We start from the raw sequence: 26,741 nt of genomic DNA on the forward strand, positions 1-26,741 counted from the left end.
CTTCCCTGCGGGGTCGATCCCGTCCAACTCAAGCAACCGAAGTTCACTTGCGTGTCCTCACTCACGACCTGCTCCTGTTGGCAGCATAAGGGTTTCAACAAAGCCTGTTCATCCGTGTTCATCCGTGGTTTGTTGATAGTCCATTCAAATCCGTTCAGTCGCCCTTTAGCCTGTAATGCTGTCGAGGATTCGAAATGAGTTCCTCCAACCGCCGCAATTTTTTGAAGACGGCGTCCGCAGTCACGCTTTCCGCTCTAGCGGCTGGCGAGCCGCGGTTTTGGGCGCGGGCCGAATCTACCAGTGCGCACGCCGATGCCGACGCCGCCGAAAATCCCAAGCCCACGGCCGACACGCTCATTTTGCTGTGGATGGCCGGCGGCATGGCGGCGCCGGAAACGTTCGACCCCAAAAAATACGCGCCGTTCGAAGTCGGCCTGCCGGTCGAAAAAATCATGAGCACGTTCCCGGCCATCGACACGGCCGTCGACAACATCAAAATTTGCGAAGGCATGGAACACATTGCCGGCGTGCTGGATCGGGCCACGCTGGTCCGCTCCGCCGTGCTGCCCGACTTGGGCCACATTTTGCATTCGCGTCATCAGTTTCATTGGCACACCGGTTACGTGCCGCCGCAAACGGTGGCCTCACCGCACATCGGCGCGTGGATTGCCAAAGTGCTGGGGCCCAAAAATCCTGCGGTGCCGGCGTTCATCGACATCGGCCAGCGGCTGGAAGGCATTGGCGAAAAAGAAGAGTTGAAAGCCTTCCACACGGCCGGCTTTTTGGGAACCGAGTTCGGCCCCTTCGCCTTGCCCTTTCCCGATCAAGCGGCCGATTCCGTCCGTCCCCCCAAGGGCATGACGCCGGAGCGCTTTCAAGCCCGCTATGCGAAATATCAAGAACTCGTCCAGCAAAGTCCGCTGGGCGAATTCGGCAGCGCGTATCAGCAGGAATCGATGCTGCGGTCGATGGAAAACGCCCACCGCCTGCTCAGCTCGTCCGACGCCAAAGCGTTCGATTTAACGCTGGAGCCGAAGGAGAGCTTCGATAAATACAACACCAGCCGTTTCGGCTTGGGTTGCCTGCTCGCGCGGCGGTTGACGGAAGCCGGGGCGCGGTTCATCGAAGTTACGACCGAATACGTGCCGTTCAAAAATTGGGATACCCACGAAAACGGCCACGCCACCACCGAGCAAATGAAAAAAGACGTCGACCGGCCGATCGCACAGTTGATTTTAGATTTAGAGCAGCGCGGCCTGCTGGACCGCACGCTGGTCGTTATGGCCAGCGAGTTCAGCCGCGACATGATGATTGAAGGCGTGCCCGGCAGCACCGCGCGCGACCAATCGCGGGCCAAAACCGACTTCCTGAAGATGCCCATTCATTATGGATTGCACCGGCACTTCACGGGCTCATCGAGCGTGGTGATGTGGGGCGGCGGCATGAAGCGCGGATTTTTGTATGGCGAAACCGCCGAAGAGCGCCCCTGCCTTGTGACCGACAAAGCGAAGGAAGTTTCGGTCAGCGACCTGCATGCCACTCTGCTCACCGCGATGGGCATTTCCCCCCGCACGGCTTTCGAAATCGAAAAACGCCCGTTCTACGTGACCAAAGACGGCAAAGGCGAGGCCGTGAAAGAGCTGTTTGCCAGCGCGCCGGCGTAGAAATTTTTCACCGCGGAGAGGCAGCAGATTGATTAGGAAGGCAGGAAGTTAGGAATCCAGGAACGGTCAATCGGTAACAAAAAAGTTCCTGCCTTCTTGGTTTCCTTATAAATTTTTTCTTCTCTGCGTCTCCGCGTCTCTGCGGTTCAATCTGATTTGCTATTTCTTCAAGTGGCCCTCTGCTTCAGCAAATCGCGGATTTCGGCCAACAATTCCTGATCTTTGGTCGGCGGTGGCGGTGCGGCGGCGGCTTGTTCTTTGGAGCGCGTGATCCAGCTCATCAGCTTCTTCAGAAAAATGAACACCACGAAGGCGACAATGATGAAATTCAGCAAGTCGGCCAAAAACCTACCGTAGTGAATCGCCTTCTCGACGGGTTTCCCGTCGACCATTTGCGTCGATAAAATCCACTTCAAATCTTCATAACTCGTAGCGTTAGGAATCGCCAGGGATACCACCGGCATGATAATGTTGTCAACCAGCGATTTCACAATGGTCCCAAACGCCGCCCCAATAATCACGCCAATCGCCAGATCGATCATGCTCCCTTTGAACGCGAAGGCTTTGAACTCTTCCAACAACCCGCCCACTTTTTTGGCCGGTTCAAACGATTCGAGTTTGTTTACAAGTGCCATAACCATGAGCCTTTGCACAACAGATGGTTTAGAATTCAAGCCGCAAATGAACGCGAAAGAACGCAAATATAAACGAAAGGTAATTTAAAAAACATTCGATGCCAAACGTGATTTTTGGTCCACGTGTTTCCGAATTCGCGTTCATCTGCGTTCATTCGCGGCCAATTCTGCCGGCTCTTGTCGAGTTCACTTCGCCGGTGTGTAAAACTTCACGCACACCGGATTGGCCACTTCCACCTGGTCGCCCGTCGGCTCTAGTTTGCCGGTGGCCGGGTCGATGTGGAAGATGCAAATGTTTTTGCTGTTTTGGTGGGCCGCCACCAGCCATGTGCCCGTGGGGTCGATGGCGAAATTCCGCGGGGTTTTTCCGCCGCTAGGCACTTCGCCCAGTGACGTTAGCTTGCCCGTGGCCGGGTCGACGGCAAACATGGCGATGGTGTCGTGCCCGCGGTTGGAGCCGTACAGGTATTTGCCGTCGGGCGTCAGTTGCACTTCGGCCGTGGTGTTGCCGGGCATAACCATACCGTCGGGCAGCGTGCTAATGGTTTGAATTTCGGAAAGCGTGCCTTTGGCGGCGTCCCAATTAAAGGCTGTGATGGTGGACCCCATCTCGTTAATCACGTAGGCGATTTTGCCATTTGGATGAAACGTGAAATGCCGCGGCCCGGCTCCGGGCGCAACCGACACGGTGGGCGGATCGTTCGGCGTGAGCGAGCCGTCGGTCCCCAGACGATACACGAAAATTTTATCGAGCCCCAAATCGCACACGATGGCAAACTGATTCGTGGGATCCATGTTTGCCGAGTGCGCGTGCGGCCCTTCTTGCCGCTTCGGATTCGGCCCGGAACCTGCGTGCTGATCGAAAGCGCTGGCCGGGCTGAGCGAACCGTCGGCATCGATCGGCAGCACCGCCACGCTTCCGCTGTTGTAATTCGTCGTCAGCGCGAACTTGCCCGCGTGATCGACCGACACATGGCACGGCCCCTGCCCGCGCGACGACTGTTGATTCAAGAGCCTTAGCTTCCCCGTGGCCGGATCGATGGCAAACGCGTTGATCGCTCCCGCCTTTTTACCGTCGTCGCCCGACACTTCGCTCACCGAGTACAAAAACTTGCCCGACGGATGCAGCGCCACAAACGACGGATTCACCGCCTCGCCGGCCAGTTCCGGTTTCGTCGGTTTGCCAGTCGCCAGGTCAAGATCGAATTGATAAATGCCGTCGCTCCCGTGGCCGGTGTATGTGCCCACGTATACCCGCACCGTGCCGGTGGGCGCGGCAATGGTCGCAGCCAGCGCTGGCTTGGCCTGCGAACTCATGCCGCAGACGACAAACAAAATGACAGACGCCAGAGAAACGTGGGGGAATACATAACGAGTTTTGCGCATGGAATGTGAACGGCCTCCCGATGTGTGCGTGGTACTGCGGTGTGCCCGTGTCCATGGGCCGATTTCCGTTGAACCGTGAAAACCATTTGAACCTCCGGCCGGGCCAAACTCAAGTTGCCCGACACTGGATTCTGGAAGCCCGCTTGGCCGGCGGCTGGGGGTCGAAAACGAGGGCCGCGGCCACGGTGAAAGCAAGCGGAGGGAGCCCCTATTCCCTGGGTTTCCGGCCAAAATCCCGGTTTTTTTCCAGGGTCTGTAACAAACCCGGCGGCTCTACGCTGTACATGGGTAGAAAGGAAGGTGGATCATGCCAGATGGAACCCGAAATCGCCGCTTTTCAACGAACGCCGCCAAACGTCAGTGGTACGCCAAACATCGCTCCATCCGCTTCTCTCGCCGGTTTGGCTTGGCCATTCGGTAGACAGCATGCAGCGGACGCCAGCAGAAAACCTAGACGCCGTTTTCACGAATGGTCAATAACTCGTGCCCGACTCTGCTCGGAAGTATCCCCTGGCTGCAAGCTGCTAGCCGCCAGCAGCAGGTGCGAATCAAAAACACGTCGCCGCGAATTCATTTCGATCACACTCTCCCCCCCCAGCTGCTAGCGGTTCCATCAGCCGTCATTCTTCACTTAATCGATTCGATCGGCCCAAATCCCCAAATTGGTTGCCGTTCCGAAGACCGGATTGAAAAAAATTCTTCAAGATTGGTCACGGCATTTGATGTGCATTCCTTGCCTTCGGAGTGTTCCAGTGACATACTTTCTTAAGCGGTACGCCGTGCAATTTCGCTCTTCTTTTTGCAGTCGATTCAGTTTGCAGTTGGTGCTGTAAACACCTGCAATACACATTTCGATCAACAGATTATGTTTAGGAGGTTCCGATGAAACGAGTTTTATCTGCCTTGCTTGCGGTAGCGGTTATGGGTGTCGCAACGGCCGCGCAGGCGCAATGCGGCTGCAGTGCGCCGGCAGTCGCTGCGCCGGTGACGACCACGTATTATGCGCCGAGCGTTGTGCCCAGCACTTCGGCCTCGGTTGTGACCGGCTCGCCGATGCCGAGCACGGTGACCTCGTATTATCCGACGACGGCCGTGTCCGAACCGGTGGTCACCACCGCCTATTACGCGCCGGCTCCGGTCACCACGTACTACGCACCGGCGCCCGTTACCACGTATTACGCTCCGGCTCCGGTCACCTCGTATTACGCCCCCGCTCCGGTAACCGCGTATTATGCCCCGACTTACTACGCTCCGGCCTACTACGGCGGTCCTGTGTATTACCGCGGGTTGTTTGGCCGCGTGCGAGTCGCCTACTAAAGCAAATCGTGCGCGGAATCATCCGCGTGTAGCGTTCTCTTATGTAACAAACGCAAACGAGGCCCTGGCGAAAACCAGGGCCTCGTTTTATTTTGGTGGGGCACACGGCCGTGGATTAAGTGACTTCTTATTCTGGAATTGCTTTGCCTTCAGGTCCCCAACGCCGAAGCATCAAACTCTTACTTCCTGAACCACGAACCCTGAATCATGTCACGCTTTCTCGTCGCCATCACCGATTTCATCACGGGCTCGCTCGCGCCCGAAGAAAAAATCCTGGGCGATATTGCCGACATCGTCGCCCTTAACGGATTTCACGAGAACGAAATTGTCGACCGCCTGGAAAACGCCGACGCCATGATGGTCTGGCACAATCTCTCGATCACGCGCCCGACTTTGGAGCGATTGAAACACTGCAAATTGATCGTCCGCTGCGGCGTCGGCATCGACAACGTGGACTACAAGTTCGCTCGCACCCGCGGCATTACCATGTGCAACGTGCCTGACTACGGCACCGAAGACGTGGCCGACAGCGCCATCGGCATGGCCCTATCGCTCACCCGGGGCATTCATCGCCAAAACTCTCAATTGCGTGCCGGCTTAGGCGAGTGGCTCTACACCCAGGCGGCGCCCCTGCAACGGCTCCGCGGAAAAGTGTTCGCGATTGTCGGCTTTGGCCGCATTGGCACCGCCGTGGCCCTGCGGGCCAAAGCCTTGGGTATGGACGTGGTGTTTTACGATCCGTTTTTGCCCGACGGCAACGATAAATCGATCGGCGTGCGCCGGGCCGAAACGCTGGAGGAACTGTTGCGGCAAGCGTACATCGTCAGCTTGCACTGCCCGCTGAACGACGAATCGCGGCATTGCATCAACGCCCAATCGCTGGCGTGGTTGCCGCAGGGTTCATATTTGGTGAACACTTCGCGCGGGGCGGTGGTCGATACGTCGGCCATTCCCTCCGCCATCGCCAGCGGACATTTGGCCGGTGCGGCGCTGGATGTGTTGCCGCAGGAGCCCCCCGCCGAAGATGATCCCGTCATCCGCGCCTGGCGCGATCCTAAGCATCCGGCCCATCATCGGCTGATCGTGAATCCGCACGCGGCCTTTTATACCGAGCAGGGTTTTAACGACATGCGCACCAAAGGCGCCGCGGCCATTCGCCTGGCCCTGACCGGCCAGCGCCTGCGAAACGTGGTGAATTGAGGGGGATTACCCAGATAAAGCCGCGACCGTTGGTCGCGCTGCAGCGCCACACGACGCCGTTAACCGCTTGCGGTTTAGCAATACATGGAAAATCTCACTCCCAACTCTTGACGACATTTGTAGACTTTGCTACCATGCGTCTACATAAGTAGTCACTCGGCGAAAATCCTCGCGATTTCATCATTCGTCATTATCTGGAGCACACCATGCCTCGGATGCCCGGCAAACTTGGTCACGCGGAATTGGAAATTCTGCAAATTGTGCAAGAACATCAGCCCGTCACGGTTGGCGATGTCGCCCGGCAGGTGGCGGCCGACACCGGCAAAGCCCGCACCACCGTGGCCACCATGGTGGGCCGGCTGCTACGCAAAGGCTTTCTCACCCGCAAAAAAGTGGACGGCAAATTTCATTATTCGGCCCGACTCAGTAAAACCGAACTCGATCGCGGCCTCGTGCAGCGATTTGTGCAGCGCACGCTGGGAGGCTCGCTGTCGCCGTTTGTGGCGTACTTGGTGGAAAAGCCAGACGATCTCACAGCGGCCGAAGTGAAACGATTGAAGCAATTGCTCCGCGAACTGCGGTCCATTCCCTCTCACGCCGCTCAGGAGAAATCCGCATGAACTCCTGGATTGAATCGCTGAATGCCTCCGCCGCCGCTTGGGCACCGTGGCTGTGGCGAATTTGCTGGCAAGGCGCGCTGGTGATTGCCGTCGCCTGGCTCATCACGCTCCTGTTGCGAAACCGTTCGGCCCGCTTGCGTTCCTGGATTTGGCGCTTGGCGTATGTGAAGCTACTGGTGCTGCTGGTGTGGACGAACCCTGTGAATTTGCCTCTGTTGCCGGCGGCTGGCAGTGGTCAGGGGCCAGTGGTCAGTGATCAGCAGCATCAGGTCGCGACTGATGATGATCCATCGTCACATAAAGCCGCGACCGATGGTCGCGCCGCACTGCCAATCGACGTCGCCAACCGCTTGCAGCTTAACGATGAACCGTCGTCTAGCCGCAATTTGTCGTCGACGGCCACTGCTGTAATTGCCACCAACACTGTCCAACCCACCATTCCCGCCGCGCGATTAACCCTCTCGTCATGTCTCTTGCTCGCTTGGCTTTTGGGCCTGGCATTGATTGTCGGCCGGTTGGCCTGGGAAACCTGGCTCGTTCTGCGGCTGCGCCGATCGGCTCGTACAGTGCATTCACCGCAATTGGAAGCACTCCTCGACCAAGTTCGCCAGCAATTGAGTTTGCGCTGCACGGTGCAGCTCGCCGAAAGCGCCTTCGCCCAAGGGCCACTACTCGTGAAATTTTTCAAGCCCTGCGTCATTTTCCCCTCGGGCATGCTGAAAACTTCTCCCTCTCCCTTGACGGGAGAGGGTCGGGGTGAAGGTGATGAACCCGCTGTGGAACCTCTTACCCTCGACGAAATCCGCCTCATCCTCGCCCACGAACTAGCTCATCTCAAACGACACGACCTCGCCTGGAACGCGCTGGCCGCCATTTCGCACGTGCTCCTCTATTTTCATCCGGCCGTGTGGCTAGCCAGTCGCCGCTCGCGGCAGGAACAGGAATTATCCTGCGACGAGCTGGTCGTGCTGCAAATGCAAGTTGCCGCCATCGATTATGGCCTGACCCTTATCAAAATCGTTCAGCAAATCCGACCCACGTTCCGCACCGGTTTGGTGGCCGTGGGCATGTCCGGCTCGTTCAAAACTCTTTCACGGAGAATCGAGGCCATGAAACACATCGAAATATTTTCCCGTCGCCAAATGCTGCTGGCCAGTTTCATCATGGCCACGCTCGGTGTAATTGCAATAGTCCCTTGGCGGCTTACCCAAGCCGATCCCGGCGCGCCGGGATCGTCGTCAACCAGTGATGCATCCCCTCATAAAGCCGCGACCGCTGGTCGCGCTGAAGTGCTACAGGACACTGCCAACCGCCTGCGGCTTAGCGACTGGTCGCAAGCCACACCTGCGGGCAAGTCGCCCGCCGAGCCGTCGTCCGGCGCGCCCGAATCAGCCGGCATGGCTGACCCGTTCTCCGGCGGCCCCGGCGGCGGCGCGCCCGGAGCGGTTGGAGCGGCCGGAATGGCTCCCAACCCGCCAAATGCGCTATCCGAGGAAGCATTGGCGAAAATCAAGAATCAGCTTGTCGGCCGCTGGCGAAATACCGCCGGCAAAGAGCTTGAATTTCTCAAGGACGGAGGCTTTGAAGATTTGGGCGCGAAAGTACGCATTTTCGAGGTCAGCGACTCTCAAAACGGCCAACGGCATTGGGTCACCAAGTATCATCGTGGCCGGGGCCATTGGACCATCGGCCCCGACGGCTCGCTGCAAATCATTTACGACGAGCAAAATGTCTGGAACGCCGATTTTGGGCTGAGCAATGTCCAGGGCTTGGAAACACCGTCAACGTACATTTACGAAATTGTCCGCCTCGATGACTCGTTCCTTCGCCTCAGAAATAATCAAAGCAAGGATACTCTGTTTTTCCATCGTGTCGACGAGAAATCGGAAGCAGAGCAGCTAGCCGATGTGCCGGCGGAATTACGCCCACTGTTGGCCGTGGCCCAATTCACTCCCGACGAAGCCAAGCAATTGTTGTCACTGTTCGAGGCCCAGCAAATCGATCCCGCCGCGCTGAAGACCATTGGCCGGGTGCTGCAGGCCTATCGTCACCAAATCGATCTCAAAGATCTTTTCGGCATGACCCCCGACGAAGCGAACGCATTCAAAGAATTGTTAAGCGAGTCGAACTACCGACTCGACGCGCACGACCTGTTCAAGCTGGCCGATGCCGGGCAGCTTTCGCCTGTGGAACAAAGCGGCATTGCCAAACTGAAAGCCGTCGACGCCGCCTTCGACGCGATGGTCGATCCGAATAAACTAGGTTTTGACATACCACTCGGAAACGCGCTCATGGAATTACAATTCCTACGAGGCCGACTCGATCGCGCCGGCGGTGTCCGAAGAACAATGGGCCGAAACCCTGAGTTAACCGACTCCCAGCGAGCCGCTTTGATCAAACTGCTAAAAACCGTGGAAGAATTGGACGAATGGCTGCAATATGCCGTGTTCCAAGCACAGTAACCCGCCGCCGCTGCCTGGCCTCTAAAACTTGACACGCAGTGGCGGAGCTAAATTTGAAAGAATGGCGCCGAGGACTCGGCCGCCGAGAGCCTCTGGGTCGAATGACGGCCTCGACCCCGGCCTCCTTGAGGTGTTGCTAGCAAAGTGCATTACTACCCGAGAAAAGCCGCTTATCGCCATCGGCCCTGTGGCAGTGTAAATTAGATGGATGAGAGTGCCTTGTCGAAATCTGTTTTTCCCGCGGTGGGTCCATGGCTGGCCGGCGGCGTTGATCGTTGGCTGCCTGTACTATTTGCACAGCTCGCCGGGGGCGGCGGCGGTGGCCATTATTAGCAATCGCACGACGGAGGAAATTAAATTTTCTGTCGTGTCGGCCGGCGGCGAGACGGAGCGTGCCCACTCCACTGCCCAGCCCGCGCAGTACAAACTTGCCTCGGGCGAATTAATCCCGGTGCCCCTGGCGCGCGGCGTCGGCGCCAAATTGGTATCCAACGGCATCGACTGCCCGATTCAGGCCGATGCCGCCTATTATTTTGCCGAATTGCCTTCCGGTAAAATCGATTTGGATCAGATCGGCATCGGCGACATGCCCCAGGCCGATCCCAGGGCCGATTTGCCGATTCTTCGACCTAATCAATCGCCGGAAGCGGAAGAAGCCGCCCGCACTATCACCGTCAAAATTTTTGTCGACGAAAAAGAACCGTCCAAGCCGGAGGTTTGGCAGCGGCGATTGCGAGACCGGGTGGCCGCCGCCTCCGACATTTTGGAGCGCACCTGCGGCATGCGGCTCAAAGTAATCGCCGCCGGCACCTGGGACAGCGACAGCAACATCACCAAATTCGAAGAGGCGGTCGATGAGTTCAATCGCAAGGCAGATCCGGACGAGGCCCGTGTGGCGATCGGCTTCACCAGCCAGTTTCAAATCACCCGGGGCCGCACGCATTTGGGCGGCACGCAAGGACCGCTGAACCGACACATTCTATTGCGTGAATGGTCGCAATACGTGACCGAGCCGGAGCGGTTGGAACTGCTGGTACACGAGCTGGGGCACTTTTTGGGGGCCGTGCATAGTCCGGAACCCGACAGCGTGATGCGGCCGATTTTGGGCGACAAGCAAGCCCGGGCTCGAAAATTTCAAATTCATTTCGATCCGCTCAATGCGTTGGCGATGAATTTAGTGGCCGAACAGTGGCAACAGCATCCGCCGCTGCACAGTTACGGCGAATTATCGCCGCAAACCCAAGCTCGACTGAGCGTCATTTATTCCGCCATTGCCGAGGCGCTTCCCACCGACCCTGCGGCGGCGCAGTATTTGCGCATTTTGGGCCGCACGGTGGGACCGCCGATCACGATCGGCTCGCAGTGAAAGATTTTACCACGCAGACGCACAGAGAAGGCAAATGTTTTATAAGGAGTCCAGGAAGACAGGAATTAGACAACAGTGCGCATTACTGATTTTTTTGGACTAGTATGATAATTCCTGCTTTCTTGGCTTCCTTATAAATTTCTTCGTTCTTCTCTGTGTCTCCGCGTCTCCGCGGTTCAGAATGAATTACTCCAACTTTTCGTTGCGAATTTTTTCAGCGGCCTCGGCCCGGTAGCGGCGGAGTTTTTCCCGCAGTTCCGGCTGCTTGCCGGCCAGAATCGCCACTGCCAAGAGGGCGGCATTCGTCGCTCCAGCCTTGCCAATGGCCAGCGTACCCACAGGAATTCCGGCGGGCATTTGCACGGTGGACAGCAGCGAATCAAGCCCTTTCAGCGCCGCGCTTTCCATCGGCACGCCCAATACCGGCAGCAACGTGTGGGCAGCGGTCACGCCGGCCAGGTGCGCTGCGCCGCCTGCGGCAGCAATCAGCACTTCCACACCGTTCGCTTCGGCGTGGGACACGTAGTCGCTGACCAGATCGGGCGTGCGATGAGCCGACATCACGCGGCTTTCGTGCGGCACGCCGAGCCGGGTGAGCGTTTCGGAAGCGGCGCGCATCACCTCCCAATCCGATTTGCTCCCCATGATAATGCCCACCAGCGGTTTTTCCGAAGTGCCCATGTTTCGCGTCCGTCGGATAGTAATTGCTCAGGGAAGAGTGCAGAATGCAAAGGGCCGCCGAATGAGCGCGGTCCTGCATCGTTTCCTAGTTTCAGCGATTGCCGGAAAATGTTCAATCCCCGGAAAACCACGGTGCACCGAGTCTCGGCAGAGCAGCCCGAAGCGGCCATCATTGCCGAAGCGGCGGCAGTGTTGCAGCGTGGCGGGTTAGTGGCCTTTCCAACGGAAACCGTTTACGGATTGGGAGCCAGCGCCCTGGATGCAAATGCCGTCGAACAAATTTTTGCGGCGAAGGGCCGGCCGCCGAATAATCCCGTCATTGTGCATGTGGCCGATGCGACGGCAGCAGAACGATTAACGAGCAAATGGTCCGATGTCGCGGCCCGATTGGCTGCACGGTTTTGGCCCGGTCCGTTGACGCTGGTTCTTCCCAAACGGCCCGAAGTGCCCGATATGGTCACGGCTGGCGGGCCAACCGTGGGATTGCGTGTGCCGGCACATCCGGTGGCGCTGGCGCTGCTCAAAGCGGCGGATATTCCGATCGCCGCCCCCAGCGCCAACCGCTCGACGCGCATTTCTCCCACCACAGCGGTACATGTATTACAGGGATTAGATGGCCGGGTGGATTTGATCCTGGATGGCGGGCCAACGCCTCGCGGCTTGGAATCGACCGTGCTGGATCTAACCGTCGATCCGCCCCGAGTGTTGCGGCCGGGCTTGGTGACGTTAGAACAGTTGCGGACAGTCATCGGCGAAGCGGCGATTGGAGATCGCTCCACTGCATGCCGACAACCGTCAGTGCTCTCGCCGACCGAGCCGTTGCGGTCGCCGGGAATGCTGGCGCGGCATTATGCACCGCGGGCCAAAGTGGTGTGTGTCGAAGCGGGAAATGAATCGGTCATTAGCAAATTGCTCGCGGAAAGCAATGGCGTGGGTTGGTTGCGGTTGGAACAACTGCCAGCAACACAAATCAGTGGTGTGGGCCGGATCAAAGCCGTGATCGACATGCCGCGCGATCCGGCCGGTTATGCCGCCCGGTTGTATGCCGCGCTGCATGAATTGGATGACGCGGGAGTAGAGTACATCGTGGTTGATTTACCGCCGACGGACGATACGTGGCTGGCGATTCACGATCGCTTGCGCCGAGCCGCACAAACAGAATGACCGTCGGTCGCGTTTCAACGATTAACTTTGAGGGTGGAGGACAGCATGCGTGCATTACTCACCGGCGCCACGGGGTTCATCGGGCAGCATTTGCTGAAGCGGTTGGATCGTCCCGTGGTGTTAAGCCGCAATGCCGACAAGGCGCGGCAAGCGCTGGCGAAGTTCAACGTGCAGACGTATTCGTGGAATCCGTTGGCGGGGCCGCCTCCGCTGGAGGCGTTTGAAGGAGTCGATGCGGTGTTTCATTTGGCGGGCGAATCGGTGGCCAGCGGGCGCTGGACCGCAGAGAAAAAAAGGCTGATTCGAGAAAGCCGTGAATTGGGAACGCGCCACTTCGTGCAAACGCTGCAGCAATTGAAGAACCGGCCGCGGGTGTTGGTTTCGGCCTCGGCCACGGGTTGGTATGGCGATCGGGGGGACGAAGTATTGGAGGAATCGGCTCCGCCGGCCGACGATTTTCTTGGGGAAGTGTGCGTCGCCTGGGAGCGCGAGGCCCAGAAGGCGACAGAGTTGGGCGTGCGCGTGGCTTGCATTCGCACCGGCATTGCCTTGGGGTTGGACGGAGGCGCGCTGAAGCAATTGCTGCCGCCGTTTCGTTTCGGGTTGGGGGGCCCGTTGGGCAGCGGCAAACAATGGATGCCCTGGATTCACGTGGGCGATTTGGCGGCCTTGTTCCTGCACGCGGCGGAACGGTCCGCCGTTACAGGCCCGATCAATGCCGCGGCGCCCAACGCAGTGACTAACAAGCAGTTCACCAAAGCGCTGGGGGCGGCTGTGCATCGACCGGCGATTTTGCCTGTCCCTTATTACGCGCTGCGGCTGGCGCTGGGCGAATTCGCGCAAGTGCTTTTCGATTCCCAGCGAGTGATTCCCCGTGCCGCGCAGGCCAGCGGATTCCAGTTTAGCTACCCGGAAATCGGTCCCGCACTCGATGCAATTGTTTCCGTCGCTTGAGAAATTAATTCTCTTGCTTCTTCAGCAAACCGCGGGTTTTCAACCAATCTGCCAGGCGGTCTTTCCACGTGCTTAACACCGGATCGTTGGGAGCCAGGCCCACGCCATGCGCGCCTTGCTGGTAAATATGCAGCTCTGCGGGCACTTTGGCCTTGCGCAGGGCCAAGTAAAACTGCACGCTGTTTTCGGCCGGAACGGCGGTGTCGGCATTGGTGCAAAACAAGAAGGTCGGCGGTGTGTCGCTGGTGACTTGCGTTTCGTTGGAAAGATTTTGCACCAGGTCTGGATCGGGGTTGTCGCCCAGCAGGCTCTTTTTCGAACTGGCGTGCGTGTAGTCCGATTTCATGGTGATTACGGCGTAGCACAGCACCAAAAAATCGGGCCGGCAACCGGCGCGCTCAACGGGGTCTTCGGCCTGTGGATTGCCGCTGTCGAAATGAGTGCCGACGGTGGACGCCAAGTGGCCGCCGGCGGAAAATCCCATGATGCCGATCCGCGCCGGGTCAATCTTCCACGTGGCGGCATTGGTCCGCACCAAGCGAACGGCCCGCTGGCCGTCTTCCATTGGCGCTGGATGATGGTAGCCTTTTCCGGCGTGGCGATAATCTAGCACGAATGCGGTCACGCCCAATGTATTTAGCCACTGGGCTACCGCTTTTCCTTCCTTATCAAGCGATAAGTGTCCATAACCGCCGCCGGGACAAACGATGATTGCCGTGCCATTGGCTTGGTCGTCCGGCGGCGTATAGACCGTGAGGTTTGGCTTGTCGCTGTCTTGATCTCCCTTGGCATCGGGTGCGCCCTGGGGCCACAGCAAAAAAGTAGTGGGTTCGGCGGCCGAAGAAGAGATCGCACTCGACAGCACCGCGGCGAATAGGACGACGATTATCGTTAAGCAAAAGCAATGATCGTGCAAAATCATGGGTCAGGGTTTTTTGTGAAGGCGATGTTGGTTAAACCGCAGCGATGTGCCGGACATCATAAACCCCTGGCTTGGTAGTGTCTAATCTGATGACTGCTAAAATGGAGATGAATGCAGCGCGAGCGCTCTCGACGGCCTGAAAACGCGGGAACCTTGAATGAGTAGTTTGCCTGCCAAACAAACAAAGTGGACCGGGCTGAATCGCCGGATTATTGCGTGCCAGAGCTGCCCACGCTTGCGAAATTATTGCCGCCGCATCGCCCAGCAAAAGCGGCGAGCGTTTGCCCAGTGGGATTACTGGGGCCGGCCGGTCCCAAATTTCGGCCACTTTAAGGCCCGGCTATTGGTGATCGGGCTGGCGCCGGCGGCCCACGGCGGGAACCGCACCGGACGCATGTTCACGGGCGATCGCAGCGGCGACTGGCTGTACCGGGCGCTGTTCAATGCCGGGTTTGCCAACCAGCCGCAGAGCGTTGCCGAAAGCGACGGGTTGCGATTGATCGATTGCGCCATCACGGCGGCCGTGCATTGCGCGCCACCGGACAACAAGCCCATGCCCCGCGAAACCGCCAATTGCCAGAAGTGGCTTGATCAAACGGTCGATTTGCTGAATCCGCAAGTGATGTTGGCACTGGGACAAATTGCATTTCGCGCCGCGGTGGCGCAGGCCAGGCGCCGCGGATGGTTTTCCGGACCGCTGCCTAAATTCGGGCACGGCGCGATCGTGCCGCTGCATGAAAATCGGTGGCTGTTGGCCAGTTATCATCCCAGCCAGCAGAACACGTTCACCGGCAAATTGACCGAAGCGATGTTCGACCGCGTATTTGCTACGGCGCGAAAATTGTTGGCCGCGGACTGACTCACGGCAGTTGGATGACCTCGCCGCCGTTGCGGGTGCTCAGCGCCTTGAACGCGTTGATACCGGCGCTTTGCGGAATCAATTCCACGTGGCCGTCGCAAAATGCAGCCAAGAATCCTCGAGCGCGCAATCCAGGCAATGCGGCAACGGAATCATCTTGATCGAACTCAAAATCGTCGGGCTTAGTCCAAACAACAGCTTTATCGTCGGGCGCTTCCACCACCATGATAGTCTTTGACGTGCCGTCCGTAATTTGTGCGAGCTTAATTCCCTTGTCGCCCGGAAACACCGTATTTTCGCCACGTACTGTGAGATACACCGTTTTGAATTCGCCGGCAACCTTGCTGCCCGGGGCTTTGTACACTTGGGGCATTCTTTCAATCAGTTTTTTGTTATTCTCGCTGTCCCAGGGTTCGTCGAGCTTGAACTGTTTGAATAGTTCAGCTTCTTCAAGTTGCGGCAGAATGAGCACGCGCCAGCTCAAGAGCGGTTTGCCTTCTTTGCTGGACTTGAACGCAGGCGGAAACGACTTGTGAGCATCTTCAAAGTTGAGCATCGCCAGGGCAATTTGTTTCATATTATTCATGGAAGCTGCACCCTCGGCGGCTTCCCGAGCCTTCATTGTGGCCGGCAACAGCATGGGGACTGCCAGCATCGGAAGGTTGCCGACGCCGCTGGGCAACGTGCCATGCGATTCAAAGCGGATGCCGTCTTGGGTACTCTGCAACATCGCCACGCTGGGCGTCAGGTGCGGTAATATCGCCCTCGAATTCGGCAAAATGCCAATGTTCACTTTTACGCCTTGCTGTTGCATTTGGGAACATGCCAATTGGGTGAAAATTTGCAAGAGCGGATAGAAGAACTTGAACTGGTTAGGGGTGTCTTGATAACTGAATATCGCTGGACCGGAGCCGCCTGAAAACATTTGCGCCACTTCGGGCACGTCGGTCAACTTATGCTTGCCCTGGTCGGCGTCCGCTGGGCCTGTGTTCGAAAGCGAACCGGATTGGCTGTTCACTGATTGCCGTTGCAGGTAAGACTTAATTGTTTGCGGAAACAGCGCAAACACAACTTGCTTGTCGGTAATGCACCAGGCCGGCGCGAAAGGAAAGGCATCGCCCCCGACAAAGTTGAGAAACATAATCTTTTGCCCGTGGAACTCGGTTTCTGCGAGCGATGGTCCGGTTGACGCCTGGCCACTGACCCGACGCATCTGCTCTGCCATTTTTGCAAAGGCAATCAGCTTATCGTGTGCCTGGAGCAGTTTTGTGCGATCACGGATCGTCGCGGTAAGGGTCAAGCCGGTGAACACTAATCCACCGTCGCCCGGCGAATTGTATACGCACCAGGCATCGCCCAGCGATCCCAGCAAATCGTCTTTGATATTGACGCTGGTGATTTGTGACAATTGCTGCATACCGCCATCGAATTCTTGGCGAGCCTGCGGCTCCAGCACCGTGGCCACGCTCAGCACCGCATCGATGATTTTTGTCACATCGGCTCGGGCAGCCAAGGCGAAGCTGGCGTCGGCTGGAATCAGGTCCAGCGCGGCCGCATCCAACGGTTGCCCGCCGACCAGGGCCAACAACCCAGTGGGTTGCCCGTCGATGGCCAACAGGGCGCGGCTGGTGTAACCCTGCCCTTCCAAACCGCCGACACTGGCCAAATATTTCACTTTTTGAATCCCCAGCGCTTCAAACAAGGCGCGGGTGTTTTCCGCGCCCTGATTCGCGGCTAAAGCCGTTTGAGCCATCTCGGCAAGCGTTTGCACGTTGATGTATTGCACCATGGCGGGGCGTTCGACCTTGAGCTGGCTGCGAAGCTCGGTGAGCCACGCAGGCACGGGCTTGCTGGTGCGGCCCCACAGTAAATCGGCCTCTCCTTCGCCGATGGCAATGATGAGATATTTGTCTTTGAAGCCCCATTGAATTTGGGGAGCATCGGGCGAAGTCGGCAGAGTGTGCCATCCCGTGGAGTCGGGAACAGATGCAGCGGGACTCGTAGGAGTAGAATCGTGTCGGCCTGAATCGGTGGTCCCGCTTGGGTTCCCGGAGCTCTGCGGAGATTCGTGCCGAGGAATTAACAAGTCGATTTTTTCTAGCGATGCCTGAGTGTCGGCTACGTGGTCGCCTAAATTGACGACCAGCCCGGCACGAATCATCGGTCCCTTTGGTCCGGCGGCAACGCTGGCCACGTAAGCCACCATCGGCCGCGTAAGCAAAGTTCCCAACAGTTTCGGCCCTTCTTCCGCCAAGGCTTTGCCCAAAGGATTTTGGGGCGCCGCCGCGGCGAACGAAGCTTGGAGTTGGGCGCCGAGTTCGTGAATGAAATGCTGAACGTCGTCCTCGGCCAGCAATTGCTCCACTTTATTTTTGCTGGCTGGATCCGCTTTGTCGACGCCTGCCAGAGAGACATACCACAGGCATTGTTCTGGAGCGACTTTGGCCAGCAGCGGGTCTTCCTGCAGCGGCGGCAACGACAACGGCAGGCTGACCGGCGCTCCGGCCAGGAACAAAAACGTCAACATCCAGCCCGGCAAAGCGGCGGTGGCCATGGAAATCTCCTGTTCGTTTTTTGGTTTTATTCTGCCGGTGCTTGTTTAGGCGGATCGCGGAAATAGCGTTCGATGGCTAAACCCAACCGCCGGCCCAGCATCAAATCATTGCCGGTCGTGCTGTCAGGGCGTGTTCCATGGCGTTTCCAGCGTTAGGCTCACGACGTGACCGTCAGTGTGCTGGGTGACCCATTTTTTACCGATTTGTTTCCACCGGGCATCATAGCCGGGGCCCGATTCCCAAATTTGCCCATGATACGCCAGCGGGCCGGTCATTTCCACTTCTCGTCGAGGCCGCCATAAAAGGTGCGGCCGGGACGTTGCCGCCGGCGTCAATTTCGACGTTTTCGACATCCTCCCCGCTACGATGCGGAATTTGGCTTTGCCGCGCAGCACGGGGCATCCGCTTACTTACTTGGGCGCGGGTTTGGCAGGCGCGGCGGCTGACGTGCCAATGCCTCCCAACAGCGACTGGATTTTTCCCCAACCGATTTGGGCAATTTGGCCGGGAGAGAAATGCAGCTTGTCGCGATGTTTTTGAATTTCCGTGTTGATTTTCTTGGCGACTTCCGGTTCGCGCTTGCGGATTTCGTCGGCCACAATGTTTTTGAACGCGCGGCCCAGTTCTTTGGCGGCGTCGCCGTGCAGCATGTCGACCTTCGTCAGCGTCAAATCGACCAGCCGCAAATTCACGCCGGTCACCTGCGGCAGCACTTCGATGGTGCCGAAGCTCGCACCGGCCACGGGCTGCACGTTGATGACAATATCTAACTGGGCCTCGATGGTAGCATTTCCTTCGAAATTGAAGTTCAACCCTTTGATGCCCCTTAGCCATTGTTCCTGCGCCGCTTCCGCCCAGAAGCGCGCAGTCAGGAGGGCTTGAAAGGCCGTGCCTCCGTTGGGAGCCGACTGTGGCGGAGTGAACTGCACTTGCAAATTTCGCTCTGGGTCGTGCAGCAGCACACGATACATTTTCCAAGTGCCGTCGTTGACGTTTTTGGTATGCGGTTCCAAATGCCAGCCGTCGGGATTCTGCTGCCAGTGATAGCCGTCGACAATTTCCTTTTGATGCCCCCAGTTGTCCTGCTTTTCGTATTCCGGCTTCAAACTTTTGATGATCGCAGCTTTGGCCATATCGGCCAGGGCTTGATTGGGAGAGGTTTGTGGATTGGAAGTGCGTTCTGGATTGGATGGCGCCGCCGGAGGCGGAGGGAGCGTGGCCGTATAAATTGCCGGCGCGACAGACGGGGTCGACACTGGTGCCGACGGTACTGCGGCCGGCGGGGAAGTGGCAGGCGGCGCACTGGTCGGTGGCACAGTCGTCGTCGGTGCGGCGGGAATGGGCATAAGTGGCAACGGCGAAGTCGTTGAATCAGCGCGTAAACCGTGCGCTAATCCTACTAGCTGCAGAACGAGCATAACGGCAGTTAGGCACCGGGCCAGCATAGGCCGCGGATTGTACAGCGACGGCCCAGATCGGTAGAAGATCAGCTTCAAAAGGTGCGGGCCAAAATACCGCCATCGACCACGATTACCGAGCCAGTGATGAAACTGCCGGCATTGCTGGCCAGCAAGAGGGCAGGGCCCGCCAGTTCGCGAGGATCAGCCCAGCGGCCCACCGCGGTGCGGGCGGCCACGGCTGTGCGCTGCGCTTCGGTTAGCACGGTCTTGGGTAGATCAGTAAGAATTGGCCCGGGAGCGATGCAATTGGCGGTGATGCCGAATTCGCCCAACTCCAGCGCGATGGCCCGGCACAATCCGATGATGCCGCTTTTGGTGGCCGAGTAAGCACCGCGGCCGGCCAGCGAAGCCAGGCCCATTACCGAGGAGAGAAAGATAATTCGTCCCCAACGGCGCTGCTTCATTTGCGGCACGACATAGCGCGTCAGCGCCATGCAGGAATTCAAGTTCAGCTCTAAAATGCGGTCCCAGTCGGCATCCAGAATTGAATCGATCGGCTGCGGCAGGTTGCTGCCCGCGTTATTCACCAGGATATCGATGCGCCCGAAGGCGTGCGTGGCGGCTTCCGACAGGCGCAGCACATCGTCGCGGCGGGTCATGTCGGCCACCAAGGTGGCCACGCCGCTTTCCAATCCGTGACGAATGTCAGCGGCCGCGGCGTGCAATTCGTCTTCGTGACGGCTAGAAATGATGACGTCGGCGCCGGCTTCCGCCAGTCCGCGAGCTATCGCCTTACCGATGCCTTTGCTGCCGCCCGTGATCAGTGCCACGCGGCCCCGAAGATCGAATAATGGAGTGCTCATACACAGCGATGGCGAAAAATCGTAATGATGCGAAAGCACCGCCAGAACGGTCCAGTTTAGCGGTGCAGTTTGCATTGCACCAGTGTCGATACCGCCCACTTGGGACTGCAGGCGCGGGGCAATTACTTAGAAGGGGCGTCGGCCTGGCGCAGATATTGCTCCGCATCGCCCCGCAGCACTTGCTGATACTGGCCATAACTGGGATTGGGAAGCACAAACCAGCGCGTGCCCCACAGCCGGCGATATTCGTACGCTGCCTCACGCCGGGCTTCCGCGGTGTTGTCGTGGTTGGGAGCGAACTCGTCGCTAAAATCACCCAATTGATCGCCGAAGTACGCTAACACGTGGTATTTGGACCGCGCGATGTCGCGCCGCGGCTTTTTGATGCTTTCCCCATGTTTTTGCATCAACAACCGTACGCCCGCCACGTCGTCCAGACCCTGGGTATTCACCCCCCATTGCGACAAAATCTTGATCGTGACCTCGCGCAGCGGTTCTTCCCGATTGGTGATGTAAATGACGGTCAGGCCCAGCGATTCGGCGCGGGCAATAAATTCTTTCGCCCCGGGCACCATCCGAACTGAAGACCAATGCTCGTTTTGAAATTTCAGCCAGGCATCGTCGGTATAGTTTTGGCCGCTGGTGTATAAGTAAGAGGCAAAGGTGCCGTTGTCGAGCACGGTTTCGTCCAAATCCATCACCACGGCCGGCGGCATACTGCGCTGATCCGGCGGCAGCTTACTTTCTTCAGCACGAAATTGATTCAAATCGCGCTCCACCTGGTCGGTAGCCATTTGATAGGTTTGCAGACAACAGGCCACGTATTCTGCGGAGGTTTGCATCCACAGGTCGGCGTACAGCAGACCACGCTGAGAGTCGGTGGGATGCGGCGCCGCCTGCCAGCCCAGCGCTACCGAAGTTAGCAGCGCCAGAAAGGTTACCGAAGTCAGGCGGCTAAAACGCGAAGCGGGTTTCATCACAGGTGACGTTGCGGAGAAAGCACGAAGGCGAGGGTGGAGCAGTGATTCGTGGCGATTCCGGGGCAATGCGCCTAATTCGTCGTACTGAAAAGCCTAGCTTATAGCCCGGCACAAGCAGGTTGACGGATGGCGGAACCCCCCGAATATTCCAAAGTGACGCGGGTATAGCAGGATTATGATAATTCAATCAAATCCCAATGCAACCTGGCAAAGTGGAGAAAACGGGCAGATTTCATCCGATGTGTTGCGACCGCCTCGGCGATGAAGAATCATCGATTGCCGCTCATCAATGCAATCGTCGCGCTGGCAAATCAGGACGAGCAACGACAACGCAATTTCCACCGGCGATGCCAATCACACGGAGGAGAATTCTAATTAATATCCGGCACCGTTTCGCCGCCGTTGCGCGTGCCCAGCGCACGCCAAGTGGGAAGATCGATGGTTTCGCTGACGCTTGCCACGTGACCATCGCCAAAACAGACATTCACAATGCCGGTATGATAACTGCGAGCGGAAACAAGTGCCGTTTCACCTGGCGTATCAGGAACGCTGCCGAACATTTGACAATCGAAGCCCGACCAATTGGGAGGCGCCACATGATTGTACATGGTGGAACCATACGAGCCGATCGGCCAACCGTCGGTATAACTTTTCCCACCGCCGGCCCCCGTGGTGTCTCCTTTGTCCCACCGCCCCATGGAAGTATAATCGTACTGGCTGGGGGCAGCTGGCGCCGTCCCGCATTTAGTCATCAAAGTATTTTGATCGGTGGCAAGATTCAACGACGGATCGGTTTGCAAATTGCTGTCCATTTCATCATCATGCGTTGGTAATTGTTTACCAACAATTCCCAGGGTGCCCTTAGTCCGTTCGGAAAAAAAGGCGGTTTTCGATAAGCCATCGGAAAAGTCTTTAACCTTTAATGCCCGGCCGATTGTAAATGCACCATTGCCGCCGCTGACGGTAATTTTGCTTAGTGGCATCGGCGCGCCGTGTTTTTCCCAACCAGCGTACGGAGTCGAACCTCCAAAGTTGTAGCGGTAGTTGTTTTCCGAGACGACCGCGCCGGTATTAGGGTCGCTAGGACAAATAAAAATTCCCGCCGCCTGGCTGTATGCCTGATAACTGGGATTCTTCGGCGTTCCTATCGGGCTTTCCATCACAGTGGTTAAGGGCAATTGGAAATTGATCATGTTGTATATCGCCTGCTCTTCCATAAACGGCAACAGCCACGTGTGAACCGAATAGAACCCGGTTTTGATACTAGGATCAGTGGGCACTATGCCGGTATAAGAAGTAGCCCCCGTTTGCTCAACACCGCTGGCCGCGTAATCGGGCAACATGCGGCCTTGAGGAAACGCCTTTTTAGCGCTTTCGTAATTGAACAACGCTAGGCCGATTTGCTTGAGACAATTAACGCATTGCGAACGGCGGGCCGCTTCGCGCGCCGCTTGTACAGCCGGCAGCAGCAAGGCAATCAAAATGCCAATGATGGCGATCACGACCAAAAGTTCCACCAGGGTAAAAGCCCGATCGGCAGCAGGTGACACAGAGCCGGCATAAGAGCGATTGCGGTATAACGGACAACGTTCGCGAAATGTATACATCTTCAGATTCATACGAAGAGCATTAGCTTCCATGTTTCACCTACATCACGAATAGAACGGAATCGACGTCAACCAAGTCCAATTTGATTGTCGTCAGTAGCACAAGCGCAACGAATAATTCAAAGGCCCGCGCAGTTCACGGCGGAAGCAACCGCATCAGAGTTAGTGTACCGGCAAGTGCAAGCTGTGTCCACTATCGAAGACTGTTGTCACGTCGCAACTTTTGCATTACGAATTGGTCGAAGAGGCAGCGCGGACCGCTCCTCCCCCCTGCGGTATGGATGGCGTTATTTGCTCACCCCACTGTTGAACGATCAAAAAAATTCACCGCAAGGTTTTGTAGGGTTCGTTGCCGAGAGATCATCTGGAATCGGTTTTCCGTTATTGTATTCGGTCAACAAAGCAAAAAAGAAAGAGAAGCCGTTTCTGGTCAGTTAATGTTCGGCACCGGTTCGCCACCGTAGCGCGAGCCCAATGCACGCCAGGTTGTAAGGTCAATGGTATCACTGACCGGTACGACATGCCCGTCGCCGAAACAGACATTCACAATGCCGGTGTGATAGCTACGCGCGGACACAATCGCTCCTTCGCCAGGCGTATCAGGAAAAGCGCTCCAAGCTCCGCAATCCTCGCCTTGCCAGTTGGGAGTCGCCACGTGATTGTACATGGTGGCCATGTACATCCCTACCGGCCAGCCGTCGGTATAGCTTTTCCCGTCCCCGCTTTTGGAGGTGTCGCCTTTATCCCATCGTCCTGGGCTGGAAAAATTGAATTGATTCGGTTGGGGGTCATACGCCAGACAAGTAGTATACAGACTATTATCGTCGGCCACGGGATCTGTTCCTAGTAGGGTGATTCTGCCCGTGGCTTCGACCATGTCATCTTTTGTCGGTGGCTGCAGTGTAACAATTCGCAAACTGCCTTTGCTGCGCTCAGAGAAAAACGCGGTCTTCGAAAGTCCATCGGAAAAATCTTTCACGCGCAGCCCTTTGCCGATGGTGAAAGCGCCATTGCCGCCGGTGATGGTAATTTGGCTTAAAGCCATCGGTTTGCCGGGTGAAACCCAACCGGCATAGGGCGTGGAACCCCCGAAATTATATCGATAGTTGTTTTCCGAAATAACGGCTCCAGTGTTTGGATCGCTCGGGCAGATAAAAATTCCCGCAGCCTGAGTAAAAGCCTGGAAATTTGGATTGACAGAAAAATCTCCCAGCACCTTCTCCATCATCGTCGTAAGCGGGCGGTCAAAGTGAATCAGATCGTAGACGGCTTTCTCTTCCATAAATGGCAACAGCCAGATATGCACTGAATAAAATCCCGTTTTGATGCTGGGATCGGAAGTCACAATGGCATCATAGGAAGTTCCTCCTTGCTCCGTTCCGCTTGCTGCGAAATCGGGAAGCATGCGGCCTTGCGGGTACGATTTCTTTGCACTTTCGTAATTTGATAGCGCCAAGCCGATTTGCTTGAGACTGTTGATACATTGCGCTCGGCGCGCCGCTTCGCGCGCCGCTTGAACCGCGGGTAAAAGGAGCGCTATCAAGATTCCGATAATGGCAATGACGACAAGGAGTTCGACGAGAGTAAACCCTTCGGAGAAAGCACAAGCTGATGGGGAAGGCGATGAATGACCTGGATCGCACCGACGAAGGCCGTCTTTCGTACTCATATTGCACCTATCATCTACGGTTAGGCTTTCACATCCAAACTCGAAGGGCCTGACAGCAAACTCCAGTGGAAGAGTTTCCGGTAATTATAATGCCCTTCAATGTAACATTGTAAGGAAATTGTTAGAAGACGGTGCTATTTTCTTCCCCCATGACTGGGTTGCGCAAAATTCCAACCCGCTCAATTTCCACTTCTACAATATCGCCCGGTTGAAGATAGACCGGCGGCTTGCGGGCAAAGCCCACCCCTGACGGCGTGCCGGTAAAAATTAAATCCCCCGGGCTGAATGAGCAGACGCCGGAAATGTAACTCACCAGTTCGGACACGCCGAAAATCAATTGCGAAGTCCGGCTGTCTTGCATGGTATTGCCGTTGATCCGCAAGCAGATGCGTAAATCGCCGGCATCTCCCACTTCGTCGGCGGTTACCAGCGCGGGACCGAGCGGGGCGAAGCTGTCGAACGATTTTCCCAGCAGCCACTGTCCGCCCGGTTTATGGTTTTGCCAATCGCGGGCGGAAACGTCGTTGCCGCAAGCGTAACCGGCGACGTGTTCCAGTGCCGTTTCCTTGGGAATGTGGCGGCCGCCTTTACCGATGACGACGACCAACTCGGCTTCGTAATCGACTTTGCTGCTCAACTGCGGCAAAACAATGGGTTGGCCGGCTGCTCGCAATGCCGTGACAAACTTGCTGAACACCACGGGCTCGGGCGGCGGTTGTTTGCCGGTTTCGCGCGCGTGATCGGCGTAGTTTAAACCGATGCAGAAAATCTTTTCCGGGTGTGGCACGGGAGGAAGTAACTTGACCTCCTCCGGATTGATCGGCTTTCCATTTGCCGCGGCGGCGGCAGCGCGCCGCAAGCCGTCACTACCCAGAGCTAACAACTGCGTGATGTCACTGGGCAAACTTGCATCGGCCTGTTGTAGATCAACGTACTGGCTGTTGGGCAGAACACAGGCCACTCGCGCGCCAGATGCCGATGCTATGGAAATAAGGCGCATGTTGTTTTCAGTGAGTCAGAGTAAGGTGTAGGCGGCGTGACATCTCAAGCTAAACCGATGGGCATGCCGAGATTTAGGAATCAGCATCCTTGTGAATTCTGCAAGAGCAAGGGTCGGTAAGGTCGCAAAAAGTCATACGATCGTTACGTGCGGTCCGATGATTGTTTGACGCAGGATCTGCGTGATCCGGAAATTTGACTAGTAGCCGGTTATAACCTAGTTTTTTCATGGTTGATCGAACTTCGTCAGTCTAAAGCTGCCGACGAACTGCGCATAGAGGGCGCCCGCAGTGGCTTTGGTTGGAGACGGCGAGAATTGCCATTGTAATATGTTCAGCTCAAAGTCCGGCTGAGACCTCCTGCGGGATTGTCGTCGGGGTATTCACTCGCAGCGGTTGTTCTCTCGGCTGACTTCAGGCAGTTGTGAATCCACTGGGTCTTCGAAGCGCCAAATTCAGAGAAATAAGGTCTAATGTCAACTCCCGATTCCGTTCCTGCCGGCGCCCTTGCCCAAACCGATCTGGCCGCCTCCGGGATTGTGGAAAAACAGTTCCAGGAACTTCATACGCTGCTGGGCGATGTCGAGCCGATGCATCGCGTAAGATCACCGGCACTTGCAGATGGGCTTTCCATAGCGACTGAAACGAATGAAACGTCCCGCACTGCAACCGAGAGTGAATTGGAACATCGATTGGCTCAGGCTCGGTTGGGTTTAGCCAGCAGTTTGCTGACGGCCTTACGCTGCAAAAACGCATCTACGGCGGCCCACAGCATGCGGGTAGCGCTGGGTTGTTCCGCCTGGTCGTTGGCGTTGGAATTGCCGCCGACGCAGCGAGATGCTTTGGAAATTGCCGCGCTATTACACGACATCGGCAAAATTGGTGTTCCGGACGCCGTGTTGCTAAAGCCGGGCGCGCTGACTGCTCACGAACGCGCCGTGATGGACGGCCACCGAGGGCTGGGGTTGCAAATTTTAGAATCATGCTGTGCTTCGTCCGAGGTATTACAGATCGTGCGTCACAGCGCCGCCTGGTTTGACGGCAGTCGGCAACGGATCGATTGCCAGGGCGCCGATTTGCCCTTAGGGGCGCGGATTCTGGCGGTTATGAACGCCTTTGATTCGATGACCACGCCGCAAGTGTATCGTCCGGCCATGTCGTACGATCAAGCGCTGAAGGAATTATGCGACCATGCCGGGACGCAGTTTGATCCGCAATTAGTGTTTCATTTTGCGGAACTATTATCGATGGATCAGCAAAAATTGCATGCTCGCGTGGCCCAGCGATGGCTTCAGGAACTTGATCCGGACGCGGCCCCGGATTGGTGGCAGCAATCCGCACCACGAGTCTCCGCAGTTGCCAGCGGGGTGGAATCGCTGCATCACCAGCGGTTGCTGGAAAACATGTACGACGGCATCATTTTCCTTGGCCCTCAATTG

Annotated in this window: 22 protein-coding genes; 10 read left to right on the forward strand and 12 right to left on the reverse strand. The window is 57.1% G+C overall.

Translation table 11 applies throughout. The features are described from left to right. Positions 1-194 precede the first annotated feature (194 nt). The gene (locus VMJ32_15170) at positions 195-1,664 is read left to right on the forward strand and encodes a DUF1501 domain-containing protein (GenBank protein ID HTQ40364.1); all 1,470 of its coding nucleotides are present in this window, start codon (positions 195-197) and stop codon (positions 1,662-1,664) included. A 167-nt stretch (positions 1,665-1,831) separates the two neighbouring features. Here VMJ32_15170 and mscL read toward each other — a convergent pair whose 3' ends face one another. Further along, on the reverse strand, positions 1,832-2,299 hold the full coding sequence (mscL, locus tag VMJ32_15175; protein ID HTQ40365.1) for a large-conductance mechanosensitive channel protein MscL: 468 nt from the start codon (positions 2,297-2,299) through the stop codon (positions 1,832-1,834). A gap of 186 nt (positions 2,300-2,485) precedes the next feature. Next, the gene (locus tag VMJ32_15180) at positions 2,486-3,685 is read right to left on the reverse strand and encodes a lactonase family protein (GenBank protein HTQ40366.1); all 1,200 of its coding nucleotides are present in this window, start codon (positions 3,683-3,685) and stop codon (positions 2,486-2,488) included. An 882-nt stretch (positions 3,686-4,567) separates the two neighbouring features. Here VMJ32_15180 and VMJ32_15185 point away from each other — a divergent pair. The 5 genes from VMJ32_15185 (at position 4,568) to VMJ32_15205 (ending at position 10,650) form a co-directional block, all read left to right on the forward strand. Next, positions 4,568-5,002, forward strand: a complete 435-nt coding sequence (locus tag VMJ32_15185; GenBank protein ID HTQ40367.1) for a hypothetical protein — start codon at positions 4,568-4,570, stop codon at positions 5,000-5,002. 207 nt (positions 5,003-5,209) lie between these two features. Then, positions 5,210-6,202, forward strand: a complete 993-nt coding sequence (locus tag VMJ32_15190; GenBank protein HTQ40368.1) for a C-terminal binding protein — start codon at positions 5,210-5,212, stop codon at positions 6,200-6,202. Positions 6,203-6,408: 206 nt separating this feature from the next. Further along, positions 6,409-6,822, forward strand: a complete 414-nt coding sequence (locus tag VMJ32_15195; GenBank protein HTQ40369.1) for a BlaI/MecI/CopY family transcriptional regulator — start codon at positions 6,409-6,411, stop codon at positions 6,820-6,822. After that, positions 6,819-9,284 carry a M56 family metallopeptidase gene (locus VMJ32_15200; protein ID HTQ40370.1) on the forward strand — a complete coding sequence of 822 codons (2,466 nt, stop codon included), beginning with the start codon at positions 6,819-6,821 and terminating at the stop codon, positions 9,282-9,284. The genes VMJ32_15195 and VMJ32_15200 overlap by 4 nt, the downstream gene beginning before the upstream one ends. Positions 9,285-9,498: 214 nt before the next feature. Then, entirely contained in the window at positions 9,499-10,650 is a 1,152-nt protein-coding gene (locus tag VMJ32_15205) for a M12 family metallo-peptidase (GenBank protein HTQ40371.1), read from the forward strand. 186 nt (positions 10,651-10,836) lie between these two features. Here the strand turns inward: VMJ32_15205 and purE are convergent, their stop codons facing one another. After that, positions 10,837-11,331: a 5-(carboxyamino)imidazole ribonucleotide mutase gene (gene purE / locus VMJ32_15210; protein HTQ40372.1), complete on the reverse strand. Its 495-nt coding sequence runs from the start codon at positions 11,329-11,331 to the stop codon at positions 10,837-10,839. Positions 11,332-11,439: 108 nt separating this feature from the next. On the opposite strand from purE, the gene VMJ32_15215 reads away from it, so the two are divergent. Next, on the forward strand, positions 11,440-12,495 hold the full coding sequence (locus VMJ32_15215; GenBank protein ID HTQ40373.1) for an L-threonylcarbamoyladenylate synthase: 1,056 nt from the start codon (positions 11,440-11,442) through the stop codon (positions 12,493-12,495). A 45-nt stretch (positions 12,496-12,540) separates the two neighbouring features. Beyond that, positions 12,541-13,449 carry a TIGR01777 family oxidoreductase gene (locus tag VMJ32_15220; GenBank protein HTQ40374.1) on the forward strand — a complete coding sequence of 303 codons (909 nt, stop codon included), beginning with the start codon at positions 12,541-12,543 and terminating at the stop codon, positions 13,447-13,449. A gap of 4 nt (positions 13,450-13,453) precedes the next feature. Here VMJ32_15220 and VMJ32_15225 read toward each other — a convergent pair whose 3' ends face one another. After that, positions 13,454-14,371 carry an alpha/beta hydrolase gene (locus VMJ32_15225; GenBank protein HTQ40375.1) on the reverse strand — a complete coding sequence of 306 codons (918 nt, stop codon included), beginning with the start codon at positions 14,369-14,371 and terminating at the stop codon, positions 13,454-13,456. A gap of 157 nt (positions 14,372-14,528) precedes the next feature. On the opposite strand from VMJ32_15225, the gene VMJ32_15230 reads away from it, so the two are divergent. Next, a complete protein-coding gene (locus VMJ32_15230) occupies positions 14,529-15,230 on the forward strand; it encodes a uracil-DNA glycosylase (protein ID HTQ40376.1) in 702 nt (233 codons plus the stop codon). A gap of 1 nt (position 15,231) precedes the next feature. Here VMJ32_15230 and VMJ32_15235 read toward each other — a convergent pair whose 3' ends face one another. From VMJ32_15235 to VMJ32_15270, 8 genes are all read right to left on the reverse strand, one after another. Continuing rightward, a complete protein-coding gene (locus VMJ32_15235) occupies positions 15,232-17,784 on the reverse strand; it encodes a DUF1559 domain-containing protein (protein HTQ40377.1) in 2,553 nt (850 codons plus the stop codon). Positions 17,785-17,907: 123 nt separating this feature from the next. Continuing rightward, a complete protein-coding gene (locus tag VMJ32_15240; protein ID HTQ40378.1) occupies positions 17,908-18,180 on the reverse strand; it encodes a hypothetical protein in 273 nt (90 codons plus the stop codon). Between the two features lie 15 nt (positions 18,181-18,195). Continuing rightward, the gene (locus tag VMJ32_15245; GenBank protein ID HTQ40379.1) at positions 18,196-19,131 is read right to left on the reverse strand and encodes a hypothetical protein; all 936 of its coding nucleotides are present in this window, start codon (positions 19,129-19,131) and stop codon (positions 18,196-18,198) included. 146 nt (positions 19,132-19,277) lie between these two features. Further along, positions 19,278-20,048 carry an SDR family NAD(P)-dependent oxidoreductase gene (locus VMJ32_15250; GenBank protein ID HTQ40380.1) on the reverse strand — a complete coding sequence of 257 codons (771 nt, stop codon included), beginning with the start codon at positions 20,046-20,048 and terminating at the stop codon, positions 19,278-19,280. 122 nt (positions 20,049-20,170) lie between these two features. Further along, positions 20,171-21,025, reverse strand: coding sequence for an HAD family acid phosphatase (locus VMJ32_15255; GenBank protein HTQ40381.1), 855 nt, complete (start codon positions 21,023-21,025; stop codon positions 20,171-20,173). A gap of 374 nt (positions 21,026-21,399) precedes the next feature. Then, positions 21,400-22,635, reverse strand: a complete 1,236-nt coding sequence (locus tag VMJ32_15260; GenBank protein ID HTQ40382.1) for a DUF1559 domain-containing protein — start codon at positions 22,633-22,635, stop codon at positions 21,400-21,402. Between the two features lie 430 nt (positions 22,636-23,065). Then, a complete protein-coding gene (locus VMJ32_15265) occupies positions 23,066-24,304 on the reverse strand; it encodes a DUF1559 domain-containing protein (protein HTQ40383.1) in 1,239 nt (412 codons plus the stop codon). 121 nt (positions 24,305-24,425) lie between these two features. Continuing rightward, positions 24,426-25,304 carry a fumarylacetoacetate hydrolase family protein gene (locus VMJ32_15270; protein HTQ40384.1) on the reverse strand — a complete coding sequence of 293 codons (879 nt, stop codon included), beginning with the start codon at positions 25,302-25,304 and terminating at the stop codon, positions 24,426-24,428. A 471-nt stretch (positions 25,305-25,775) separates the two neighbouring features. Between VMJ32_15270 and VMJ32_15275 the strand changes: the two genes are divergently transcribed. Then, positions 25,776-26,741 (forward strand): HD domain-containing phosphohydrolase (locus tag VMJ32_15275; GenBank protein HTQ40385.1); only part of this gene is annotated, 966 nt, incomplete at its 3' end.

Source organism: Pirellulales bacterium (assembly GCA_035499655.1).
Taxonomy (GTDB): Bacteria; Planctomycetota; Planctomycetia; order Pirellulales; family JADZDJ01; genus DATJYL01.

What these genes read in the sequence shown, in the direction of transcription:
- VMJ32_15170 (HTQ40364.1), top strand. Translation starts at nt 195, where the DNA reads ATGAGTTCCTCCAACCGCCGCAATTTTTTGAAGACGGCGTCCGCAGTC.
- mscL (HTQ40365.1), bottom strand. Translation starts at nt 2,299, where the DNA reads ATGGCACTTGTAAACAAACTCGAATCGTTTGAACCGGCCAAAAAAGTG.
- VMJ32_15180 (HTQ40366.1), bottom strand. Translation starts at nt 3,685, where the DNA reads ATGCGCAAAACTCGTTATGTATTCCCCCACGTTTCTCTGGCGTCTGTC.
- VMJ32_15185 (HTQ40367.1), top strand. Translation starts at nt 4,568, where the DNA reads ATGAAACGAGTTTTATCTGCCTTGCTTGCGGTAGCGGTTATGGGTGTC.
- VMJ32_15190 (HTQ40368.1), top strand. Translation starts at nt 5,210, where the DNA reads ATGTCACGCTTTCTCGTCGCCATCACCGATTTCATCACGGGCTCGCTC.
- VMJ32_15195 (HTQ40369.1), top strand. Translation starts at nt 6,409, where the DNA reads ATGCCTCGGATGCCCGGCAAACTTGGTCACGCGGAATTGGAAATTCTG.
- VMJ32_15200 (HTQ40370.1), top strand. Translation starts at nt 6,819, where the DNA reads ATGAACTCCTGGATTGAATCGCTGAATGCCTCCGCCGCCGCTTGGGCA.
- purE (HTQ40372.1), bottom strand. Translation starts at nt 11,331, where the DNA reads ATGGGCACTTCGGAAAAACCGCTGGTGGGCATTATCATGGGGAGCAAA.
- VMJ32_15215 (HTQ40373.1), top strand. Translation starts at nt 11,440, where the DNA reads ATGTTCAATCCCCGGAAAACCACGGTGCACCGAGTCTCGGCAGAGCAG.
- VMJ32_15220 (HTQ40374.1), top strand. Translation starts at nt 12,541, where the DNA reads ATGCGTGCATTACTCACCGGCGCCACGGGGTTCATCGGGCAGCATTTG.
- VMJ32_15225 (HTQ40375.1), bottom strand. Translation starts at nt 14,371, where the DNA reads ATGATTTTGCACGATCATTGCTTTTGCTTAACGATAATCGTCGTCCTA.
- VMJ32_15230 (HTQ40376.1), top strand. Translation starts at nt 14,529, where the DNA reads ATGAGTAGTTTGCCTGCCAAACAAACAAAGTGGACCGGGCTGAATCGC.
- VMJ32_15235 (HTQ40377.1), bottom strand. Translation starts at nt 17,784, where the DNA reads ATGGCCACCGCCGCTTTGCCGGGCTGGATGTTGACGTTTTTGTTCCTG.
- VMJ32_15245 (HTQ40379.1), bottom strand. Translation starts at nt 19,131, where the DNA reads ATGCCCATTCCCGCCGCACCGACGACGACTGTGCCACCGACCAGTGCG.
- VMJ32_15250 (HTQ40380.1), bottom strand. Translation starts at nt 20,048, where the DNA reads ATGAGCACTCCATTATTCGATCTTCGGGGCCGCGTGGCACTGATCACG.
- VMJ32_15255 (HTQ40381.1), bottom strand. Translation starts at nt 21,025, where the DNA reads ATGAAACCCGCTTCGCGTTTTAGCCGCCTGACTTCGGTAACCTTTCTG.
- VMJ32_15260 (HTQ40382.1), bottom strand. Translation starts at nt 22,635, where the DNA reads ATGTATACATTTCGCGAACGTTGTCCGTTATACCGCAATCGCTCTTAT.
- VMJ32_15265 (HTQ40383.1), bottom strand. Translation starts at nt 24,304, where the DNA reads ATGAGTACGAAAGACGGCCTTCGTCGGTGCGATCCAGGTCATTCATCG.
- VMJ32_15270 (HTQ40384.1), bottom strand. Translation starts at nt 25,304, where the DNA reads ATGCGCCTTATTTCCATAGCATCGGCATCTGGCGCGCGAGTGGCCTGT.